Annotated in this window: 13 protein-coding genes and 3 pseudogenes; all 16 read right to left on the bottom strand. The window is 69.6% G+C overall.

Features of this window, described 5'->3' with window-relative positions:
* Positions 1-94: 94 nt before the first annotated feature.
* Positions 95-928: pseudogene (locus ABD679_RS15195) on the bottom strand (glycosyltransferase family 2 protein); the annotation flags it as partial.
* A gap of 45 nt (positions 929-973) precedes the next feature.
* On the bottom strand, positions 974-3,217 hold the full coding sequence (gene gspD / locus ABD679_RS15200; protein ID WP_344760852.1) for a type II secretion system secretin GspD: 2,244 nt from the start codon (positions 3,215-3,217) through the stop codon (positions 974-976).
* Positions 3,218-3,226: 9 nt separating this feature from the next.
* A complete protein-coding gene (locus tag ABD679_RS15205; RefSeq protein ID WP_344760853.1) occupies positions 3,227-4,024 on the bottom strand; it encodes a hypothetical protein in 798 nt (265 codons plus the stop codon).
* Positions 4,014-4,631 (bottom strand): type II secretion system protein GspM, encoded by a 618-nt coding sequence (gene gspM, locus ABD679_RS15210; protein ID WP_344760854.1) that lies wholly within the window; start codon positions 4,629-4,631, stop codon positions 4,014-4,016. The genes ABD679_RS15205 and gspM overlap by 11 nt, the downstream gene beginning before the upstream one ends.
* Positions 4,612-5,784 (bottom strand): PilN domain-containing protein, encoded by a 1,173-nt coding sequence (locus ABD679_RS15215; protein ID WP_344760855.1) that lies wholly within the window; start codon positions 5,782-5,784, stop codon positions 4,612-4,614. The genes gspM and ABD679_RS15215 overlap by 20 nt, the downstream gene beginning before the upstream one ends.
* Entirely contained in the window at positions 5,781-6,635 is an 855-nt protein-coding gene (locus tag ABD679_RS15220; RefSeq protein WP_344760856.1) for a type II secretion system minor pseudopilin, read from the bottom strand. Before ABD679_RS15220 ends, ABD679_RS15215 begins: the two co-directional genes overlap by 4 nt.
* A complete protein-coding gene (locus ABD679_RS15225; RefSeq protein WP_344760857.1) occupies positions 6,632-7,276 on the bottom strand; it encodes a prepilin-type N-terminal cleavage/methylation domain-containing protein in 645 nt (214 codons plus the stop codon). The genes ABD679_RS15220 and ABD679_RS15225 overlap by 4 nt, the downstream gene beginning before the upstream one ends.
* A 230-nt stretch (positions 7,277-7,506) precedes the next feature.
* A pseudogene (gene xpsI / locus ABD679_RS15230) lies at positions 7,507-7,908 on the bottom strand (type II secretion system protein XpsI); the annotation flags it as partial.
* 176 nt (positions 7,909-8,084) lie between these two features.
* On the bottom strand, positions 8,085-8,579 hold the full coding sequence (xpsH, locus tag ABD679_RS15235; protein ID WP_425561916.1) for a type II secretion system protein XpsH: 495 nt from the start codon (positions 8,577-8,579) through the stop codon (positions 8,085-8,087).
* A gap of 277 nt (positions 8,580-8,856) precedes the next feature.
* Positions 8,857-9,291 (bottom strand): type II secretion system major pseudopilin GspG, encoded by a 435-nt coding sequence (gspG, locus tag ABD679_RS15240; protein WP_344760859.1) that lies wholly within the window; start codon positions 9,289-9,291, stop codon positions 8,857-8,859.
* A gap of 158 nt (positions 9,292-9,449) precedes the next feature.
* Positions 9,450-10,667, bottom strand: coding sequence for a type II secretion system protein XpsF (xpsF, locus tag ABD679_RS15245; protein ID WP_344760860.1), 1,218 nt, complete (start codon positions 10,665-10,667; stop codon positions 9,450-9,452).
* Positions 10,664-11,221 (bottom strand): hypothetical protein, encoded by a 558-nt coding sequence (locus tag ABD679_RS15250; protein WP_344760861.1) that lies wholly within the window; start codon positions 11,219-11,221, stop codon positions 10,664-10,666. The genes xpsF and ABD679_RS15250 overlap by 4 nt, the downstream gene beginning before the upstream one ends.
* A 14-nt stretch (positions 11,222-11,235) precedes the next feature.
* Positions 11,236-12,957: a type II secretion system ATPase GspE gene (gene gspE, locus ABD679_RS15255; protein WP_425561921.1), complete on the bottom strand. Its 1,722-nt coding sequence runs from the start codon at positions 12,955-12,957 to the stop codon at positions 11,236-11,238.
* Positions 12,958-13,129: 172 nt separating this feature from the next.
* A pseudogene (locus tag ABD679_RS15260) lies at positions 13,130-13,474 on the bottom strand (PPC domain-containing protein); the annotation flags it as partial.
* A gap of 1,262 nt (positions 13,475-14,736) precedes the next feature.
* On the bottom strand, positions 14,737-15,153 hold the full coding sequence (locus tag ABD679_RS15265) for a post-PEP-CTERM-1 domain-containing protein (protein ID WP_344760863.1): 417 nt from the start codon (positions 15,151-15,153) through the stop codon (positions 14,737-14,739).
* A 120-nt stretch (positions 15,154-15,273) separates the two neighbouring features.
* Positions 15,274-19,863: YadA-like family protein (locus ABD679_RS15270; protein WP_425561917.1), on the bottom strand; the 4,590-nt coding region annotated here is incomplete at its 5' end.

Consider the following 19,863-nt stretch of genomic DNA (forward strand, 5'->3'; position numbering starts at 1 on the left):
CAGCGGCGTCGAAGGCATCGTCACCCGGCACATCCGACGCGTTCTCCGCGCCGTCTTCGGGCGCGTCGCCAACCACCTCTTCGCCCGCCTGCGCTGCCGTGAACAGGTCGCGCTGCGCCTGGGGCGTGTCGACCAGCATCTCCAGCCGCGACAGGGCGTCGCGCGCATCGGCCAGCGGGTCGTGCATCAGGAAGTTGGCCAGGCGCGCGTGCCAGGCGGGCCAGCGGCCGGCCAGTGCGTCGAGGTCGCCTTCGGCCGGGCCGCCCTCGCCGCCGCGGGCGACGAACGCGGTTTCGCACAGCGCGTTGCGCCAGCCCAGTCCCGCCAGCCGCAGCGACAGGTCGATCAGTGCCGCGTACCACGAGGCGTAGCTGGCGCTGTCCAGGCCGCCGGCCCTGGCGCGCGCGCTGCCGCGCAGCATCACCGCGTGGTCGACGGCGGCCGGCAGCTCTGGATGCTTCGGCGGCATCGCCGCCGCGGCCTGCGCGACGCGCCCCGTGTCGCCGGGAATCGGCGCGACTTCGCCGCAGCGCGGCCAGGCGGTGGTCTCGCCGGCATTGCACCAGGGCGTGGCGGTGGCGATGGAGGCATCGCGCGCGAAGCACGCCGCCAGCTGTACTGCCCAGCCGGGCGCGGGGATCGCGTCCGGCGCCAGCACGATCACGTCGGCGTCGCCGCAGGCGCGCAGCATTTCATCGAGGTGTGCGACCTGCCCGATCGAACGCGCGCGGCGCGTGTAGTCGGCGCGCAGCGCGGTGCGCTCGATCCAGCGCTCGATGATGGCGTAGCCGCGCGGCCCGGACTGCGCGTCGTCGGCCAGCCACACGCGGCTGCCGGCGGGCGTGCCGGCGTCCAGCGCGGCCAGGCAGGCGTCGAGCGCATCGTCGTCGACGCCGACCGGCAGCAGCACGATGGGCAGCTCGCTCATGGCGGCAGGCTCAGCACTTGCCTTTCGCGCCGCACCGCGCGCGCATCACTTCGTCCGCTTCGGGTTCAGCGGTTCCATGGCGCGGAAGCGGCGGCTGTACTCGTCGGTCAGGTCGGCGGCTTCCTGCGCGTTGCGCACGATCACCGGCGTGAGCAGGATGATGACCTCGCTGCGGCCGGTGTTGGTTTTCTGCTGGCCGAACAGTCCACCGATGATCGGGATCCGGCTCAGACCGGGCAGGCCACTGGAGCTGCGCCCGACTTCATCCTTGATCAGGCCGGCCAGCATCACCGTGTCGCCGCTGTGCACGGCAGCCTGGGTCTTGAGCTTGCGGGTATCGATGCGCACGTTGCCATGGTCGTCGGCGGTCGCCTGCGAACCGGGCGTGCTGACCTCCTGCACGATGTCGAGGAACACCATCCCGTCCTTCGTCACCCGCGGGCGCACGTTGAGGATGGTGCCGGTCTCCATGTACTGCACGTTGTTGTAGACGCCGGTACTGCCGGTGCCCGGGTCGAACGAAACCGACGAGATCGGAATCTTGCTGCCGACGTTGAACGTGGCTTCGGCGTTGTTGCGCACGAGCACCGACGGAGACTGCAGGACCTGCACGTCCGTCACCTTGTCCAGCGCGCTGATGACCGCCGCGGCGTTGCGGCCAAGGAACGTCCAGCTCAGGCCGCCACCGGAATCCGATCCGGGGATCAGGCTGCCGGCGATGTCGCCCCAGATGGTGCGGCCTGCGGCATTGGGCAGATCCCCCACGTCCTGCACGGCATTCTCGAAGTACCAGTTCACGCCGTACTGGAGGTCGCCGCCGAGCGTCACCTCCGCGATCTGTGCCTCGATGTGCACCTGCATCGGCATCACGTCCAGCCGCTCGACCACGTCGCGGATCGACTTCCACGCGCGCGAAGTGGTGCGCACCAGCAGGGTGTTGGTCTCGTCGACCGCTGACACGCCGACGCGGTCGCCCTCGACTTCCAGGGTGACGCTGGCATTGCCGCTCTGGCGCGGATCCAGGTGCAGCGAACCTTCGCCGAGCCCGCTGCCCGTCGTCCCGCCCATGCCACCGTCCATGCCGCCGGACAGCGAGTCGTCCATGTCATCGAAACCGCTCCCGCCCTTGCCGCCTGAGCCCACCGAGAACGGATCCGCGCCCGGCGCCAGCGAGATGTCGCCGTCACCACCGGTCCCGGTGCGCGAGCCGCTGCTGCTGCCACCGAAGACCTCGGACAGGCGGTCGGCCAGGTCCTTGGCCTTGATGTACTTCAGCTCGTACGAGAACAGCTGCATCCCGGCACCCGCGCCGTCGATGCGCTCCAGCCACTGCTGGATCTGGTCGAGGTACTCGGCCTGCGGCGTGATCACCAGCACCGCGTTGGCGCCCTCCAGCGGCATGAAGCGGAACATGCCGGCCACCGGCGTCTTGCTCTGTTCGCCGAACACCTTCTCCAGGTCCTGTACCACCTTGGTGGCCTTGCCGTACTGCAGCGGAAACACGCCCACCGACATGCTGGACATCCAGTCGACGTCGAAGATGGCGATCGTGCGCAGGTAGTTTTCCAGCTCCGTGCGGCTGCCGGCCACGGTGATGACGTTGCGCCCGCCGTCGACGTTGACGATGGCGTTGGGCCGTGCGTACGGCTTGAGGATCTTCTCCATCTCGGTGGCCGAGATGTAGTCGAGCTGCACCACGCGGGTCTGGAAGCCACGTACGCCGGTCAGCGAACCGGTACGCGGGGCGACCGCGCCGGTGGCCATGGCGGTATCGGCCGGGACGATATTGTAGCGGCCGTCGCTGTAGATCATGCGGGCGTTGTTCCAGCCCAGCACCATTTCCAGCAGGCTCAGCGCCTCGGCCGGACTCACCGGCTTGGACGTCACATAGGTCACCGTGCCCTGTACGCCGGGGGCGATGACGTAGTTCTGGCCGAGCATGTCGCCAAGGATCGCCTTGACCACGGCCTGCAGCGACTCGCCCTCGAAGTTGAAGGTGGCCTCGCCGCTGGTGCCGGCCAGGTTGGGCGGCGGCGAGGCGGCCACGTTGCCGTTGATGGTGCGGCCGCTGCCGCGGCGGATCTGCGCCTGCGGCAGGCCGGCTTCGGCGTCGGGCAGCGTGTCGGCCGAGACCGGGCCGGCCGTACCCGCCCTGCCCGCTTCGCCCGCGTCGGGCGCGGCGGCATGATCGGCACGGCTGAGGCTGGGCGCGGGCATGGTCGAACACGCGGCCAGCAGCGTCGCGAGGAGGGCGGCGGCGAACGCCTGGAACGGGAAGCGGAGATTCATGCGTGCACTCTACGGTTTGTTGCCCGCGGCGGCATCCTGGCGCAGCTTGGCGCGGCGTTCCTCGATGCGCTTGCGGATGGCGTCGATCTGTTCGGCGGAGGCGCGGTTGTCGGCCTTGGGCTCCTTGGGCTCGGGCGCGTCTTCCGCGGCGGCCGGGGCGGCCGCGTCGGCGTCGGCGTCGGTTTCGTCCACGCTGGCCGGGCGCGGTTCGGCCGGCGACGGCCCGGCCATGTCCGGCGCGCGCCGCGCCGGCCGCTCCCGGGCGTTGCCGTCCGGCGCCGTGGACGGCGTCGGCGGGATGCCGCCTTCGCCGTCGAACGTCCGCAACTGCAGCTTGCGCTCGCCCTCGGGACCGTCGAACACCGCCAGGCGCGGCTCCAGCGAGACCAGCCGCCAGCCGGGCGCAGGTTCCGGCGCCGCGCCGACCTTGACCCGCACCGGGTCCCCACCTTCGCTGGGCTGCAGGATCGCCATGCGGAAATCCGGTGCGATCATCACGCTGGTCAGCACGTAGTCGAAGCCTTTCTTCGCGGCGTTCTCGTCGCCGGGATTGATCACGAACGGCTGCGGGCGGCGGTTGTCGGAAAACAGCGGCCGGCGCGCGATCTCCTCGTACTGCGCCAGCGGCCCCAGGCGCGGCTCCGGCACGCCGGCGACCTGCGGCAGCGGCTGCAGCAGCGCCGGGTCCTCGTCCAGCGGCTCGACGCTGCCGCCCATGCCCAGCAGCGCCAGCAGCCACGCGCACAGGGCCCACGCGGCCACGGCGCCGAGCAGCCAGGTGCGGGCGCTGGCGGTGTCAGCGCGCATCGGCGGGCGCTCCGGCCGGGGGCTGCAGGTAGCCGTAGAGGTCAAAACTCACGTCGAGTCCGCCGCCGCCCTCGACGCGCATGCCGCGCGAGCGGAAGTTGCCCAGGGTCAGCACGTTGAGGTTGTCGATGAACATCCGCGGCGAGCCGCTTTCCAGCGAATGCAGCACGGCCGCCAGCTCGGGGTTGCCGCAGCGCATGCGCACCTGCACGGCCACGCGCGGGAAGCGCTGCTTGCGCGCCTCGGTCAGCGGCGAACGGTTGATGATCGCGCAGCTGCGGTTGCCGGGGCTGGCTTCGAGCACGGCCGTTTCCAGCCGCTGCACCAGCGCCGAGGTGGCCAGCTCCGGGCTGCGCTGGGGCATGAAACCGGGGATCCCGGCCGACTGCGCGCGCACCGCCTCCAGCTGCTTGCGCACCTCCGGCGCCTGCCGCAGCGCCATGCGCGCGCGCAGGTCGCGCTCGCGCAGGTCATCGATGCGCTCGTTGACCTGCAGCATCGGCACCGTCCACCACGGGTGCACCAGCACCAGGTAGGCCAGCCCCAGCAGCGCGAGGAGGATCGCCAGCGCCAGCCAGCGGTCGCGGTCAGCGTTGGCCGCGCGCATTGGCCGCTCCCGGGTTCGATGGCGCCTCGTCGACGGCGAGTTGCGCGGACAGGGTGAAACGGTCGCGGCCGGTGCGCGGGTCGGGCTGCAGCGCGCCGGTCAGCGCCGGCGAGCGCCACAGCGTCGAGCCTTCGAGCTGGCCGACCAGCGCCGAGGCTTCGCTGCTCTGGCCGATCAGCAGGATCTGGTTGCCTTCGATCGACAGCTTCTCCAGGTAGGTCGAGTCCGGCAGCCGGCGGCCAAGTTCGTCCAGCACCTCCACCGTAGTCGGGCGCGCGGCGCGGGTGCGCTGCAGGAAGGCCATGCCCTCGACCAGGTCGACCAGCTGGCGCTTTTCGTCCGCTACCCCGCGCGCCTGCCGCGCGCGCGCGTCGGCCTGCTGTGCGAAGGCGTCCGCGACCGCGTTGCGGTTGGACAGGAACTGCCACATCGCCAGCGCCACGGCGACCACCGCCACCACCGCGAACGCCCAGTTCCAGGCCCGCCACGGGTCCGCGCGGCGGCGGCGCGCGGCGTCGGACAGCAGGTTGATACCCAGCGGCGCGCCGTCTTCGCCGGCCATGTCGACGCCGGCGACGGTGCCGGCAAGATTGCCCAGCGAGGCCAGCGCGGCGTCCATCGTCGCGCGCGGCACGACCACCAGGTCGGCATCGAGCTGCTCGCCCCGGCGCGCGACGACGCGCGCGTCGTAGTGCACGTCGGCGGCCGAGAACGGCGTCTGCCGGTCGATTTCGAAGGCGACCACGTCGCGCAGGCGTTCGGCGGCCGCGGCGGGCAGCGACAGGCGGCGACGCAGGCCGGCGCCCGCCGGCAGCAGCAGCCAGCGCGGCATGTCGACCAGGCGCGACGGCAGCAGCGAGGCGAGCACGTCGTCCTCGCGCGCCGCCTCGCCCGGCGTCCACGGCAGCGAACCGACCGTGCGCATCCCGTCCTCGCGCACCAGCGCCAATCGCAGCTCGTCGCCCGAGCGCTGCAGCAGCATGCGCTCGCGCGCCAGCCCGAGCAGGCTGCGCATGCGCGCCGGCAGCCAGCTCGCCAGCGCCTGCGTCCACCACGCCCAGAAGCCGCCCAGCCCCGGCCGCAGGCGCAGGCCCGCGCCCTCCAGCCGCTGCCGGAGCGATGGCGTCGCGGAATTGTCGACTGCCGCCGTCATCGTGGTGCCGTGGCTCCCTGTTCCCATCGCAGTGCGGTGTAGGACGAACCGGGCACGTTCCCGATCCCCGCGCGCACGACCACCCGCAGGGTGGCCTGGCGGCCGTTCGGAAGCCGCGCGCGGCTGTCGATACTATACGTTCCGCTGCCGCCGCCGAGGAATGCGTCGTCCGGCGATGGCGTGCGCGCCCTGCGCCGCGCGAGGATCGGCTCGGCGTCCTCGCCCATCGCCTGCAGCACCTGCGCGCCGGCGAAGTTCGGGTCCGGCCGCGCCTGGCCGCTGTAGACCGTCAGCAGCGGCGCCACTTTGGCGTAGATCGCCGGGGTCATGCCCAGCACCTGCTCGACCTCTGCCACGGTGTCGAACGGTGCATTCTTGGCGCCCCAGGGCAGGCCGGCGCTGACGTAGGACGGGGTCTCGGCGCCGCCCTGCGGCTGGTAGAGGTCGTCGCTGTCGCGCCAGTCGGCAATCGCCGACGCGATCGCGGTCGCCTCGGCCTGGTCGACCCCGACCGCGACGAACAGCCGCGCAAGCAGGTCGACATCGGCGGCGTTGAGGTCGACCTTGCCGGATTCGTCGATCGCCTCGATGCGCACGCGGGTGCCGGCGAAGGCCCAGTCGTAGGCGCGCCCGTCGGGCAGCCAGCGGCGCCTCGGATCGGTGTCGACGAGGCGGGTCAACGCGTATTCCACGCCCGCGCGCGCGGCCTGTTCGGCGACGATGCCGCGGCTGAGCGTGCGGCCCTGCAGCTTCTCCATCTGCGCGGTCAGCGCGAACGCGCCCACCACCGCCGCCAGCAGCATGGTCAGCCACAGCACCAGCAGTAGCGCGACGCCGCGTTCGTGCCTCACCGGAACAGCCCCCCGTCGCCGCCGGCACCGGCCTGCGGCAACGCCACGACCAGCGACGGCCACTGCCGGCCGTCGGCGTCGACGATGTCGACCGATACCTGCAGCGGCAGCGTGCCCGGTGTTTCCCATTCATCCTGCCACTCGCCGAGCTGGTTCTGCTCGTCCAGCCCGCGGTAGCGCAAGCGCACCTCGGACAGGTCGGCGGCGAGCGTGTCCGGCGGCCGCGGTTCGCCCGCGACGGGCAGCGTCTGCCCGGCCGCGACCATGGTGAACGACACCGCCAGGCGCAGGCCGTCGCCGTCGTCGAGGACTTCGATATCGTGCAGGTGCGGCCCGCCGCGCCCGAGGTAGTCCGGCAGGTCGGCGACGAAGCGCATCCGCGTCGGTTCGCCGGTGAAGCGGAGCTGTTCGCCGGTGTCGGGCAGGGTCTCGAAGCCGATCGGCAGCGCCGAAGTAATGCGCCGGCGCAGGAACCCCTCGACCGCGCGCATGCGCTCGCTGCGCTGCGACAGCTGCTCGCCCCGCTGCGCGGTCGCTGTGGCCGCGCGCACGGTCGCGAACGCAAGCGCGAGGCCGGCCGCGAGCAGGGTGGTGGCGATGAGGACTTCGATCAGGGTGAAGCCCCGCCCCCGCGACCCCACCGATTTGACGGGAGTGAAGCCGTCGGAACGGCTTGCACCAGCGAATCGCCGGGGTTTTGCTTCCGCAACCAACAGCCGCCCGCGCCCGGCCATGAAGATTTCACGGAAACGCCCACGGCCGCGATCAATGTCCCGCAGCCAGCATCTCAACCGCGGTCGCTCCCAAGAGGGCACCGACCAGACAGCCTGCCGCATCTGGTCCCTCGTCCCAGACCCCCGGCCCCCGGCCATCACAACCCCTCCGGCTGCGCCAGCCGCAGCGACTGCAGGTCCAGCCGCTGGCGCGGGCCGCCTTCGCCCCACTCGACGTGCAGCGCCAGCAGCATCAGCCGCGCCGCGCCCGGCTCGATCGTGTCGCGCCGGCGCTGGGTGGGGTCGACGTAGGGGTCGATGCGCAGGCTCCAGCGGTAGCGGCCGTCCTCGAAGTCGCCGTCGCGGCTGCCCGGCTGCAGCCCCTCGCCGACGCCGACCTGGTCGAGCAGCGACTGCGCGTGCAGCGCCGCGCGCCCGGCGTCGGCCGAATCGCGCACCTCGCGCGCCGAACCCGACAGCGTGCCCAACAGCAGGGTCAGCGCCAGGCCGAGTACGGCGAAGGCGATGACGATCTCGATCAGTGTGAAGCCGCGCTGGCGCGCGGCTGGGGCTGGGCGCTGGGGACTCGGGCATGGGGAAACGACAGCGCGGCGCCGGCAAGCCCCGTGGGAGCAGCCATGGCCACGATCCCCCGCAAAAAATCGCGGCCATGACCGCTCCCGCAGCTCCCCGGCTTCCGGGCCGCGATCCCCGGCTCCCGTCCGCGCGCCCGTCTTCATTGCCGCGCGCGCTCCAGGGTCACTTCGCCCGTCAACCAGGCCACGTCCACGTTCCATACCGCGCCGTCGCGGGCCAGCTGCACGCGGCCGCCGGTGGACGCGCCGTCGTCGAAGAACACGATTGCGCCGGTGCCCGCCTGCGGCTGCACCTGGCGGGCGCCGGTGAAGTTGACCTCCAGCGCGCCGGGGATCGTGCCGTGGCGGCCCTTCGGCGCCTGCCAGGTGCGCGCACGCGGATCGATGGTGAAGCGCTGCGGCTGCCCGGTGGCGATTGCCTGCGCGCGCGTGTAGCGCAGGTTGGCGGCGATCTGCTTGGTGCTCGAGTGCAGCTGCATGCGTCCGGTGCCGCCGGTGGTCGCCATCATGCCCAGCAGCATCGCGGCGGCGATGATGACCATCACCACCACCATCTCCAGCAGGGTGAATCCCCGCCTCCGCGGCCGAACCGACGGCGCACGAATGACGCCCCGCCCCCGCGAACACACCGGCACGACATCAATGATGCCGTCGGAACGGCTTGTCCCAACGAATCGCCCCGCCCCCGCGAACAGGCCGGCGCGACACCAAGGATGCCGTCGGAACGGCTTGCACCAACCAATCGCCGGGGTTCTGCACTTATTCCCAACGCCACCCGCCAATCGCAGCCATGGCCGCTCGCACAGGGCCGCCGCGCCCCCAACCTCCGGCTTCTGATCCCGACCGCGCGCGACGACCCTGTCCTTCTTCAAGGCAAGACAATCCGGAGCGGCCGCGCACGCCACCGCTGCGTCACTCGTACTTGATGTCGGCGTCGACGCTGGTGCCGCCTTCCTTGCGGTCGGCGCCGAGGCTGAGCAGGTCGAAGCCGCCGTTCTCGCCGGGCACACGGTACACGTACGGCGTGCCCCATGGATCCTTCAGGTCGGCTTCTTTCGCATACGGGCCGAGCCAGCCGCTGGCGTTGCCGGGCTGGCGCACCAGGTCCTCCAGCGAACCGGGGAAGCTGCCGGTGTCGGTTTCGTAGGACTGGATCTTCTCGGCCATGGTCTGCACCGTGGCCTGCGCGAGCTTGAAGCGGGCCTTGTCGCCGCCGCCCAGCACGCGGCTGGCAGCGAACGCCACGATCCCGCCGATCAGCACGGTGACGATGATGATTTCGATCAGGCTGAAGCCCGCCTGCGCGGCCGGGCGCGGGGAGCGGGTGATGGAACGGTTGATTCGCATTGGGAATTCCTCTTTGCAGTTGTCCGTGGTTCCGGGGCAATCGTACGGATTCGCTCCGCCGGCCCCGCGGGAGCGGCTTCAGCCGCGGGCTTTCCGGGACGCTTCGGCCAGGGCCCGCGGCTGAAGCCGCCCGCACAAGGCGCGTGCCCGTTCGTCCATCATGAAATCGAATTGGTCAGGTCATAGATCGGGATCAGCACCGCCAGGATGACGGCGCCAACGATGCCCGCCAGCACCAGCGTGATCACCGGCACCAGCGCCGCGAGCATGCGGTCGAGCGCCTGCCCGGTTTCCTGCTCGAAGGTGTCCGCGGTCTTGAGCAGCATCGTGTCGAGCGCACCCGACTCCTCGCCCACCTGGATCATCTGCAGCGCCAGCCGCGGGAAGTGCTTGCCGCGTGCCAGCGCGGTGGACAGGCCGACGCCGTTCTTCACCTCGGTGGCGGCGGCATCGACGTCGTCGGCCAGGGTGCGGTTGAGCAGCACGTTGCGGCCGATGCCGAGCGCGGCCAGCAGCGGCACGCCGTTCTTCAGCAGCGTGCCCAGCGTGCGCATCAACCGCGCGGTGTCGAGCCTGGCGACCAGCGACCCGGCCAGCTTGCGGCGCAGGATCCATTCGTCCAGGCGCGCCCGGAACACGGGATCGCGGCGCTTGCGGTCCAGCCACCACAGCAGCAGTGCCGGCACCACGACCAGCACGATCCACCAGTCGCGCACGAACAACCCCACGCCGAGCACCAACTGCGTGAACCACGGCATCTGCGCGTCGAGGCTTTCGTACATGCCGGCGAACTGCGGCACCACGTAGCCGAGCAGGAACAGCAGCGAGCCGCTCACCATCAGCAACAGGATCGCCGGGTAGATCAGCGCATTGATGACGCGACCGCGCAGCGCATTGCTGCGCTCGTGGTAGTCGGCCAGCCGCTGCAGGGTTTCCTGCAGGCTGCCGCCGGCCTCGCCGGCGCGCACCATGTTGATGTACAGGCGCGAGAACATGCCGTGCTGGCGTTCAAGCGCGGTCGACAGCGACGCACCGCCGCGCACCGCGTCGCGGATGTCGGAGATGGTGCGCCGGGCGCCCTCGTCCTCCGGCAGTTCAAGCAGGATGCCCAGTGCGCGATCGAGCGGCTGTCCTGCCCCCAGCAGCGTCGCCAGCTGCTGGGTGAACTGCACCAGCCGCTCGCCCGCGAAGGGCTTGGGCTTGAACAGCGTGCGCCACACCGGCTCGCCGCCACCCTCCCCGGCCGGCTTCGCCTCGATCGGCAGGTGCCCCTGCTCCTGCAGGCGCAGCGCCACCTCGGCATCGCTGGCCGCTTCCATCTGGCCGTGGAGCGTCTCGCCGCGGGTGTTGAGGGCCTTGTAGTGGTAGAGCGTCACGACTTCACCGCCAAGGTTGCCGGCGCGACCACGTAACGTCCCTCATCGATCATCTTTCCAATGCACTGATCCTTTCCGTCCCTGCGCTCCACATTCTGCAGGCGTCCGTCGGCCAGCACGCAGAAGGTCGCGCTGAGCCTGGGTGCGGCATCGCGCCTCAGATCCTCGGCCCACAACGTGACCTTGTAGAGTCCCGGCGGCAGGGGCCATGCATCCGGCGCGACGATAGCATCCGTACCGGGCAGGACACCCCCCATGTCCAGGCATTGCCCGGGATCCAGCCGCCAGCCGCCGCTGTCCCTGGGCGCTTCGACCTGCCACACCGTGTTGAACGGCTGGCGCGCGGAGTCGACGACGACCCGGCTGACCACGAACTGCCCGGCCCTCGGCTTGATCTTGCGCGTGTGGATCAGCGAAATCGGCCCGAGGTAGCGGTCCACCGCGAAGCACGGCTTCCCGTCGATCATCGCCACCGTCACCTGGCCATCGTTGTATCGGGAGAGCGCGTGCGCGGGGGCCACGGCCAGCATCGCGGCCACCAGCGCGAATGCCATCGGCCACTTCGGTGTCATCCGTCCTCCGTCACCCGCAGCACTTCCTCGATCGTGGTCTCGCCCGCCAGCGCCTTGAGAATGCCGTCCTCGTACATCGTGCGCATGCCGGACTGGCGGGCGATCTGTTCGAGTTCGCCCATGCCGGCGTGGCGCATCACCGCGCGGCGCAGTTCGTCGTTCATGACGAGGAATTCCAGGATCGTGGTGCGGCCGAGGTAGCCCGTGGGCGCGATCGCCGAACCGCGCGGGCGGTACAGGAAGATCTCGCCCTCGGGCTGGTGGCGGCGCAGGCCGAAGCGCTCGATCTCCTCCGGCGAGGCGGGATAGCGCTCGGCGTGGGTGGGTTCGAGGCGGCGCACCAGGCGCTGGGCGAGGATGCCGTTGATGGTGGACGTGAGCAGGTAGTCCTCGACGCCCATGTCGAGCATGCGGGTGATGCCACCGGCGGCGTTGTTGGTGTGCAGGGTGCTGAGCACCAGGTGGCCGGTGAGCGCGGACTGGATCGCGATGCGCGCGGTTTCCAGGTCGCGCATTTCGCCGATCATGATGATGTCGGGGTCCTGGCGGACGATGCTGCGCAGCGCGTTGGCGAAATCCAGCCCGATCTGCGGCTTGGCCTGGATCTGGTTGATGCCCTCGATCTGGTATTCGACCGGATCCTCGACGGTGATGATCTTGACGTCGCTGGTGTTGAGCTTGCTCAGCGCGGTGTACAGCGTCGTGGTCTTGCCCGAGCCGGTGGGGCCGGTGACCAGCAGGATGCCGTGCGGCTGCTGCAGCACGTGTTCGAACTGCGGCAGGAAATTGTCGGTGAAGCCGAGCCGGTGGAAATCGAACACCACCGTCTCGCGGTCGAGCAGGCGCATCACCACGCTTTCGCCGTGCGCAGTGGGTACGGTGCTCACGCGCAGGTCCAGCTCCTTGCCCTGCACGCGCAGCATGATGCGGCCGTCCTGCGGCAGGCGGCGCTCGGCGATGTTGAGCCGGGCCATGATCTTGATGCGGCTGATCACCGCCGCGGTGAGGCTGGTCGGCGGGCTTTCGCCCTCCTGCAGCACGCCGTCGACGCGGTAGCGCACCTTGAGGCGGTTCTCGAACGGTTCGATGTGGATGTCGGACGCGCGCATCTCGACCGCACGCTGGATCACCAGGTTGACCAGTCGGATGACCGGCGCCTCGGACGCGAGGTCGCGCAGGTGCTCGACGTCGTCCATGTCGCCGGAGGTTTCGCCATCGGCGGTCTCGACGATGGTACCCATCGCGCTGCGGCCCTGGCCGTGCCAGCGTTCGATCAGGTCGTCGATCTCCGAGCGCAGCCCGACGCAGGGTTCGATGTCGCTCCCGGTCGCCAGCCGCACCGCATCGATCGCGTAGTGGTCGTGCGGATCGGCCATCCACAGCAGCAGCCGGTCTTCGCGCTCGCCCAGCGGACAAAGGTGGAACTGCTTGAGGAAGCGCAGCGACAGCGGCTGCGAATCCGACACCAGCTCCGGCGGCGTTTCCGGTGCGTCCTTGCCCGACACCAGCGGCAGCTGCATGACCTCGGCGCAGGTCTCGGCGTGGTCGCGCTCGGATACCAGCCCGAGCCGGCCGAGCAGCGCCAGCAGGTCGCCCCCCGCCTCGTCCTGCAGGCGCCGCGCACGCGCCAGATCGGACTCCTTCAGCCGGCCCTTCGCGAGCAGGGCGGCGACGATGCGTTCGCTCGCGCCCGCTTCCAGGTCGTGTTCGTTGGCAATGGCGTCGGCAGCCGCGTTCACGTTCCGCTCCTGCATGGGGAGTCGACTTTAGCAGCTTGCCGAATGCTCCGACCGCAGCTTGCGCCGCATCACGACGCCGTTCAGACGCCGGAAAAGAAGGACCCCGGCCGAAGCCGGGGTCCGGGTACCACCGATCGGGATCCCGATCGCCTTACTGGCGCGCGACCAGGGTCAGGCGGCCGTAGGTGCCGGCCAGCTTGATGTAGTACGTGCCCGCTTCGGGAGCGGTGAAACGCACGGTCTCGCTGTTGCCGGCGCGGGTCGACCTGCTGTCGTAGCTGTCCGCGGTCGGCTCCTCGCCCAGGCTGACATAGACGGACACGTCACCTGTGCCGCCGTAGGTCATGATGCTCAGCACCGAACCCGCCTCGGCCTCGAAGCTGTACAGCACTTCGCCGCCGGTGCCCGACAGGCCCGTGACCGGGACCTTGTTGGTCAGCGCAATCGCATCGGGAACGTCGGGACCGCACTCTTCCGTTTCCGGATCGCAGGGCTCGCCGGTGTCACCGTTGCCCCACTCCTCGAACTGGGTAGCGGTGGCTTCGTCGGTGAGGCACGCCAGCAGCGAGGTGTGCTGGTCCGGCGTAATTACCTCGTCGTCGGCGAGCACGTCGGCGTGATCGCGGATCTGGTCGCGGTAGACCAGCAGGTTTTCCGCCCCGCCGGCGAACGCCTTGGCGCTGGCATAGATGTTCGCGCCGGCGATCAGGCCGCCGGTAACGCTGGTCGGCACGCCCGTGTCGCAGTCGAGCAGCATCTGGTTGCCGCCGTTGACAGTCCAGCCGACGTCCTTGAACAGCGCGGGCGTCAGGTCGAGCAACACGTCCGCGGACAGCGAGTCGTTGATGAACGGCTCCATCAGCGCGTTCATGGTCAGGCTCGTGTCGTAGTGCGAGAACGATGATCCCTGTGCCAGCGCGGTGGGCGCGTACAACTTGACGTTGCCGTCGTCGTCCGTGCCCGAGGTGAGGACCAGCGGCGCTTCGTCCTTGACGTTCTGGCCAAAGAACACCAGGTGGCCATTGTTCTTGGCGGCGGCGACGCGCTCGGCATCGGTCATGTCGACCCAGTTCTTGCCAGTGCTGTTGTCGGCAACGTACGTGGAGTAGACATCAGGGATGCCCTGGTTCAACGCACCCGAGGCCAGGTTGTTGAAGCCGGAGAAGCCGAGGCCGTGGGCCATTTCGTGCATGATCACGTCGATCAGGCTGATGCGGTCGGAAGGCGTATTGCCGTCCAAGCCGTAGTACCAGCCGTTTCCTGTCAGGCAGCCGGGCTCGCCGAGCTTGCCGTTGAACTGGCTGATAATGTCGGGCGTGTCGGCCGGCAGGTCGTTGATGATGCCAAGGTCGGTGCCGGCGATCGCGTCGCCGAGGGCCGAGTGGTACCAGGTTTCCGCCAACATGCCGGGCGGCAGGTCCGGGCCATCTTCGAACGCGAAGATGTAGTTGGTGCCGGAAGAGCCGAGCACGCCGGACGTCGCGTCGCAGGCCAGCGGCTGGAAGGTCACGGTGTTGAGGATCTCGACGTCGCTTTCCAACGCCGCACCCCACAGGTCCGCCGCGAACTGGAAGACAATCTGCGCCTGCTCGCCCTTGGTGGTGCCGGGGTTGCCGCCGATCGGGGTGGTAGGCGTGGGATCATCCAGACCCTGCCCGGTGCCCTGATCGAGGTTGACGATCTTGATGTCCGCGGCGTCCGCGAGGCCCGCTTGCGCAAGACCGGCCGCCAGCAGGGCGGCAAACAGGAGGTTGCGGTTCATGGAGTCACCTCCGTCGCCTGGGCGCCATCTACCGCGATGTCCTCATGACCGACCTCAATCTTGCCGTCGTCGGTGCGGTGGGCGGTCAGATAGCTGACCTGCGTCTCCGGAACCTGCATGGACATCATGCCGGTGCGCCGGTTGCGCTTGAAAGTGGCCCGCGCCTGGGTTTCGTCGAGCGGGCGCACGCTATTCGCCTGGTTCCTGACCAGCGCCTGGCTGAGCGCGCGGCGCTCCACGGCGTTGGGAGCACGCAGGCGCCCGGTGGCCGGATCAATCGCCACCTGCACCCCCTGGTAGACCACGGTCGTCGGCTTGGCCTTCGACACGGGCTGCGCTGCCATGGCGGCGCCGCTCGCGGCGAGCGTGGCGACGGCAGCAACTGCCACCGCCCCCATCAGTTTCTTCTGCATCACTGGATTCCTCCCGTTGAAAGAACGTACTGAAACGAACCGACTTGCCCATGCCGTTGCCGCTGGCCCGGGCCTACCGGGTATTGCTGGATCTGGTTTACAACCATTTCCATTCCTGCGTTACCAACCGAAGCCGGCGCCAAGGCCGACCGAAGACTCGTCGCCGCTGAACGCACCGCCGATGGTGATCACCGCGCGATCGCTGATCGCACGCTGGTACCCGACCGAAAGCGCGCTCTCCCCGTGCTGGAAGCCGACGCCCACGCCCACCCGGTTCTGCGTGCGGATGCCCGCGGCGCTGGTGGCCATGTTGAGCATCGCCGCACCCATCGCACCCTGCTTGTCGATGCGGCGGTCCTGCTCGCGGAAGCGCTCGCGCACCTCGCCCTGGTAGGCGGTGAACTGGTCGTCCCAGGCGGCGAACTTGGCGTCGGTGTAGGTGTTGGCGGACGACAGCGTCTGCGTCGCGGTGGTGTCGGTATAGGTCTTGGCCTCGGCGACGCCGCTGTCGAGCTGGCCCTTGTTCACCGCATCGGTGGCTTCGGTACCGTCGGCGACGTTGGTCACCTGGCGCTCGTTGCCGACGCTGCCGACCGAAACGGTGTTGTCGCGATCCGCGGTCGAACCCTGGCCCAGTGCGACACTGTTGGTGCCGGTGACGGAAGCGCCCTGGCCCACCGCCGTGCCCGAGGCCGCGCTGACGCTGGCCCCCTCGCCGATCGCAACCGCATTGGTGGCATCGGAGCTGATGCTGGTGTTGGCACCCACCGCCGTACTGCCGTCCGCACCGACCGAAGCATTGCCGCCGATCGCGGTGTCGTTGGGGCCGGCCGCGAATGCGCCACCACCGACCGCCACACCATTGCTGCCGTTGGCGCTGGAGTCCGAACCAACCGCCACGCCGTTGCTCCCCTCGCCCACGCTGGCCGCCTTGTCACCGTCGACCTTGATGCGATCGTCGGTCGTCGTACCCGGCGCCGCGCCGCCACTGCCACTGCCCTCGACCACCGTCAGGCGCTGGTCGATCTGGGAGATCGAGGCATCCAGCGCACCAAGCGCATCACCCACACTGAAGTAATTGCTGCCCTGGATCAGGTAGCTCGGCGCCGCGATGGTGCCGAATGCCGTGACCGAAGCCCCGCCGCCAAGGATCGCGGCAGTGCTGTCGAGTGCACCGTACAGCTGGCTGCCGTTGATGGCCTCCGTGCTGCTGGCGCTGACCGTGCCGGCTGCGAGGTTGCCGATCACCGTACCGTCCTCGCCGGCAAGCGTGGCCGTGGCCTTGCTGTCGTCGTCGTACTGCACGGCGTTGGCAACACCGCCTTCGATGCCATCCACGCGGGTGTCGAGATCATCCACGCGGCCCTCGACGACACCTACCCGCTGGTTGGTCTCGAACAGCTGGCTGCCGTTGACCGCGTCGGTGCTGTCGGCCGACAGCTCGCCGGCCGCGACATTGCTGATCACCGTGCCCTCGTCGCCGGCCAGGGTGATGGTGCCCTTGCCTGCGTCGTCGTACTGGACGGCATTGTTGGCAAGCTCACCGACGCTGCCGGAGACTTCGTCGAGCTGCGCCTTGTTCACCGCATCGGTATCCTCGGTGCCGGCAGCCACGTTGGTGATCTGGCGGTCGATCGCGGAATGTGTCACTCCAATGTCATCCACCCAGTCCTGCGCCGCGCCCACCGAAATGGTGTTCTCGCGGTCGGCGAGCGAGCCGCTGCCCAAGGCCACGCTGTTGGCGGCATCCGCAAGGGAGTCCGCACCGATCGCGACGCTGTTCGCGCCTGCCTCGTGCACGGTTGCCCGGGTGCCGATACCGACGCCATTCTCGGCCAACGTCAGCGCTGAACGACCAAATGCAATCGCGTTGGTGCTGTCGGCCAGCGTGGCAGTGCCGAACGCGATCGAGTTGGTGGCAACGCTCAATGCACCCTTGCCCAGTGCGATCGCGTTGGCACCATTGGCCCACGATTCGACGCCGATGGCAGTACCGCCGGCCGCATCGGCCATCGCACCCGCCCCCAGGGCGAGCGCATTCTCTGCCAAAGCCCAGGCGGAGTAGCCCACGGCCACCGCGTTCATCTGCTGCGCCCATGCGTAGGCACCCACGGCCGTTGCCGTCTCACCCTTCGCCTGCGCGTTGTAGCCCATGGCAACGCTCCACGCACCCGGAACGAGCGTGCGATTGCCGACGGCGACACTGTTGTCACCGAATGCCTGCGCACCCGCGCCGAATGCCGCACTGCCTGCGCCGGTCGCCTGGGCGCCGGCACCGACCGCGGTGGAACCCGCCACGGCTTCGGTGCCGATCAACAGCGGATTCCCGTCGCCGTCGGTTTCCGGAGTGTTGTACTCGTCATAGGCCTGCCCCATGCCGCCGATGGCAACACTGCCGTCGCCGTTGGACGTGCTGTTCTGGCCCACGGCGACGGTGTTGGCGCCGATGGCATTCGCGCCGCTGCCGTAAGCCGATGCACCGTCGCCGATGGCATTGGTCGCCTCGCCCGCCGCCGTGGCATTGATGCCTTCCACGTACGAACCCACGCCATCGCTGTCCGGGTCGTCGGTCGCCTTGAAGAAGTGGTCGACGCTGTCCGCCGTCTTGGCCACCTCGTCCAGTTGCGCCTTGTTCACCGCATCGGTGTCCTCGGTGCCGGCAGCCACGTTGGTGATCTGGCGTTCCTCGCCCACATCTCCCACCGAGACCGAGTTTTCTCGATCCGTATAGGAACCAGCACCCAGCGCCACGCTGTTGTCCGCATCTGCCATCGAGCCGGCACCCAACGCCACGCTGTCGACCCCATACGTCGTGCTGTAGTAGCCGACAGCCGTGCTGTTCGCACCTCGTGCCCACGCCTCGGAACCCACGGCAGTGGCTGTGTCACCTTGGGCGTAGGCGAAATAGCCCAGCGACGTGCCTTGGAGGCCATCCGCCTGTGCCAGTGCACCGACGGCTGTGCTGTAGTCTCCCCACGCGCCCGAACCCGAACCGAAGGCTGAAGCGGCTTCGCCCGTTGCCTGGGCCGAAACCAGGAAGCCCAGGCCCGGGACCAGGTCCGCGAGGCCGCCGACCGCCGTGCTGCCGTTGCCGGCGGCAAAGCTCTGGGTTCCCACCGCTGTCGAATAGTCGCCCACCGCATTGGCTACCAAGCCGAACGCAGAGGACTGTGCTCCCGACGCATATGCGCCCACGCCTGTCGCTGTGGCTGCGAATCCGAGGGCCTGCGCGCTCGCACCGATCGCCGTACCGGCGACACCTGCACTCGTCGCACCGGTATCGACCGGTTCGCCACTCCCGTCCACGATCAAGGGATCGCCGTTCTCGTCAACTGCGTTGCCACCCACCGCCACAGAAGCCGGGCCGGTCGCCTGCGCGTTCTGGCCGAAGGCAGCGCTGTTCATCCCCGCGGCCAAAGAGTCGTAACCGACAGCTGTCGCGCCATCGGCCACAGCGCTAGCGCCACTGCCGTACGCCGAAGCGCCCGTGCCGAAGGCATTGGTTGCCTCACCGGATGCCGTCGCGTACTCACCGTCGGCAAGCGCACCGGCATCGCTGTCCGGACCGCCCGTCGCCTTGAAGTACTTGCCTGCGAGCAACGCGCCATCGGCAGCCTCGTTGAGCTGGTCAAGGTTCACCGCGTCGGTGCCTTCGGTGCCGGCTGCGACATTGGTGATCTGGCGTTCTTCGCCCACATCGCCGACGGACACGCTGTCGGCGCGATCGGCCACCGACCCCAGACCCAGTGCCACACTGTTGTCGGCACTTGCATACGCGCCGACGCCAAGGGCGGTCGAACCTTCCGCCTCGGCCCACGAGCCTGCACCGAGCGCGGTCGAGTTCGTACCGTCGGCGCTGCTCATCCAACCGATGGAGGTGCTCTGGTCGCCTGTGGCCCAGGCGCCGTTGCCGAAGGCCGAAGCCGCATCTCCCGAAGCCTCCGCACTGATGAACCCGTATGCGGTGCCGCCCACGACGGTCGACTCCTCGCCCGAGGCGACGCTGAACTCACCCACCGCGGTGCTGCTGGTACCCGAGGCTTCGGCCACCAAACCGACCGCGGTCGCGTAGTCGCCGCTCGCCAGGCTCTCGGCACCGAATGCGGAAGCGCCAACCCCCGTGGCGACGCTGGCGTAACCGACCGCGGCTGATTCCACGCCAGCGGCCACGCTCTCCGCGCCCAATGCGGTGGAGGCATCGCCCGACGCCGTGCTGTAGTAGCCAGCGGCCGTGGACTCGATACCGCTCGCATCGCTCAATGCGCCGTTCGCCGTGCTGCCATCGCCGGTCGCATAGGCGGCCGCGCCGGTTGCAGTGCTCTGCTCGCCCAGTGCCGCGCTCTCGGCACCGACCGCGGTGGCGTATTCGCCGGCGGCCTGCGCTGACGCGCCCAGGGCTGCCGCGTTGGCGCCGTCGGCCGTGGCATTGAAGCCGATCGCGGTGGCGTAGTCGTTCATCGCCATCGCGCCGCTGCCGTAAGCCGAGGCACCATCACCGATCGCATTGGTGGCTTCGCCCGCCGCCGTGGCGTTGATGCCGTCGGCATACGCACCTTGGCCGTCCTGGTCCGGATCGTCGGTTGCCGTGAAGAAGTGCGCAGTGTCGTCCGCCGTCTTCGCCACGTCCTGCAGCTGCTCCAAGTTCACCGCATCGGTGTCCTCGGTGCCCGCCGCCACGTTCGTGATCTGGCGCTCGGCGCCCACTTCACC

Origin of the sequence: Luteimonas lutimaris, from assembly GCF_039537065.1 — a bacterium.
Taxonomy (GTDB): domain Bacteria; phylum Pseudomonadota; class Gammaproteobacteria; order Xanthomonadales; family Xanthomonadaceae; genus Luteimonas; species Luteimonas lutimaris.

Bases quoted from the DNA above. Each gene is read 5' to 3' on its own strand.
- gspD (WP_344760852.1), bottom strand. From the start codon at position 3,217: ATGAATCTCCGCTTCCCGTTCCAGGCGTTCGCCGCCGCCCTCCTCGCG.
- ABD679_RS15205 (WP_344760853.1), bottom strand. From the start codon at position 4,024: ATGCGCGCTGACACCGCCAGCGCCCGCACCTGGCTGCTCGGCGCCGTG.
- gspM (WP_344760854.1), bottom strand. From the start codon at position 4,631: ATGCGCGCGGCCAACGCTGACCGCGACCGCTGGCTGGCGCTGGCGATC.
- ABD679_RS15215 (WP_344760855.1), bottom strand. From the start codon at position 5,784: ATGACGGCGGCAGTCGACAATTCCGCGACGCCATCGCTCCGGCAGCGG.
- gspG (WP_344760859.1), bottom strand. From the start codon at position 9,291: ATGCGAATCAACCGTTCCATCACCCGCTCCCCGCGCCCGGCCGCGCAG.
- ABD679_RS15250 (WP_344760861.1), bottom strand. From the start codon at position 11,221: ATGGCATTCGCGCTGGTGGCCGCGATGCTGGCCGTGGCCCCCGCGCAC.
- ABD679_RS15265 (WP_344760863.1), bottom strand. From the start codon at position 15,153: ATGCAGAAGAAACTGATGGGGGCGGTGGCAGTTGCTGCCGTCGCCACG.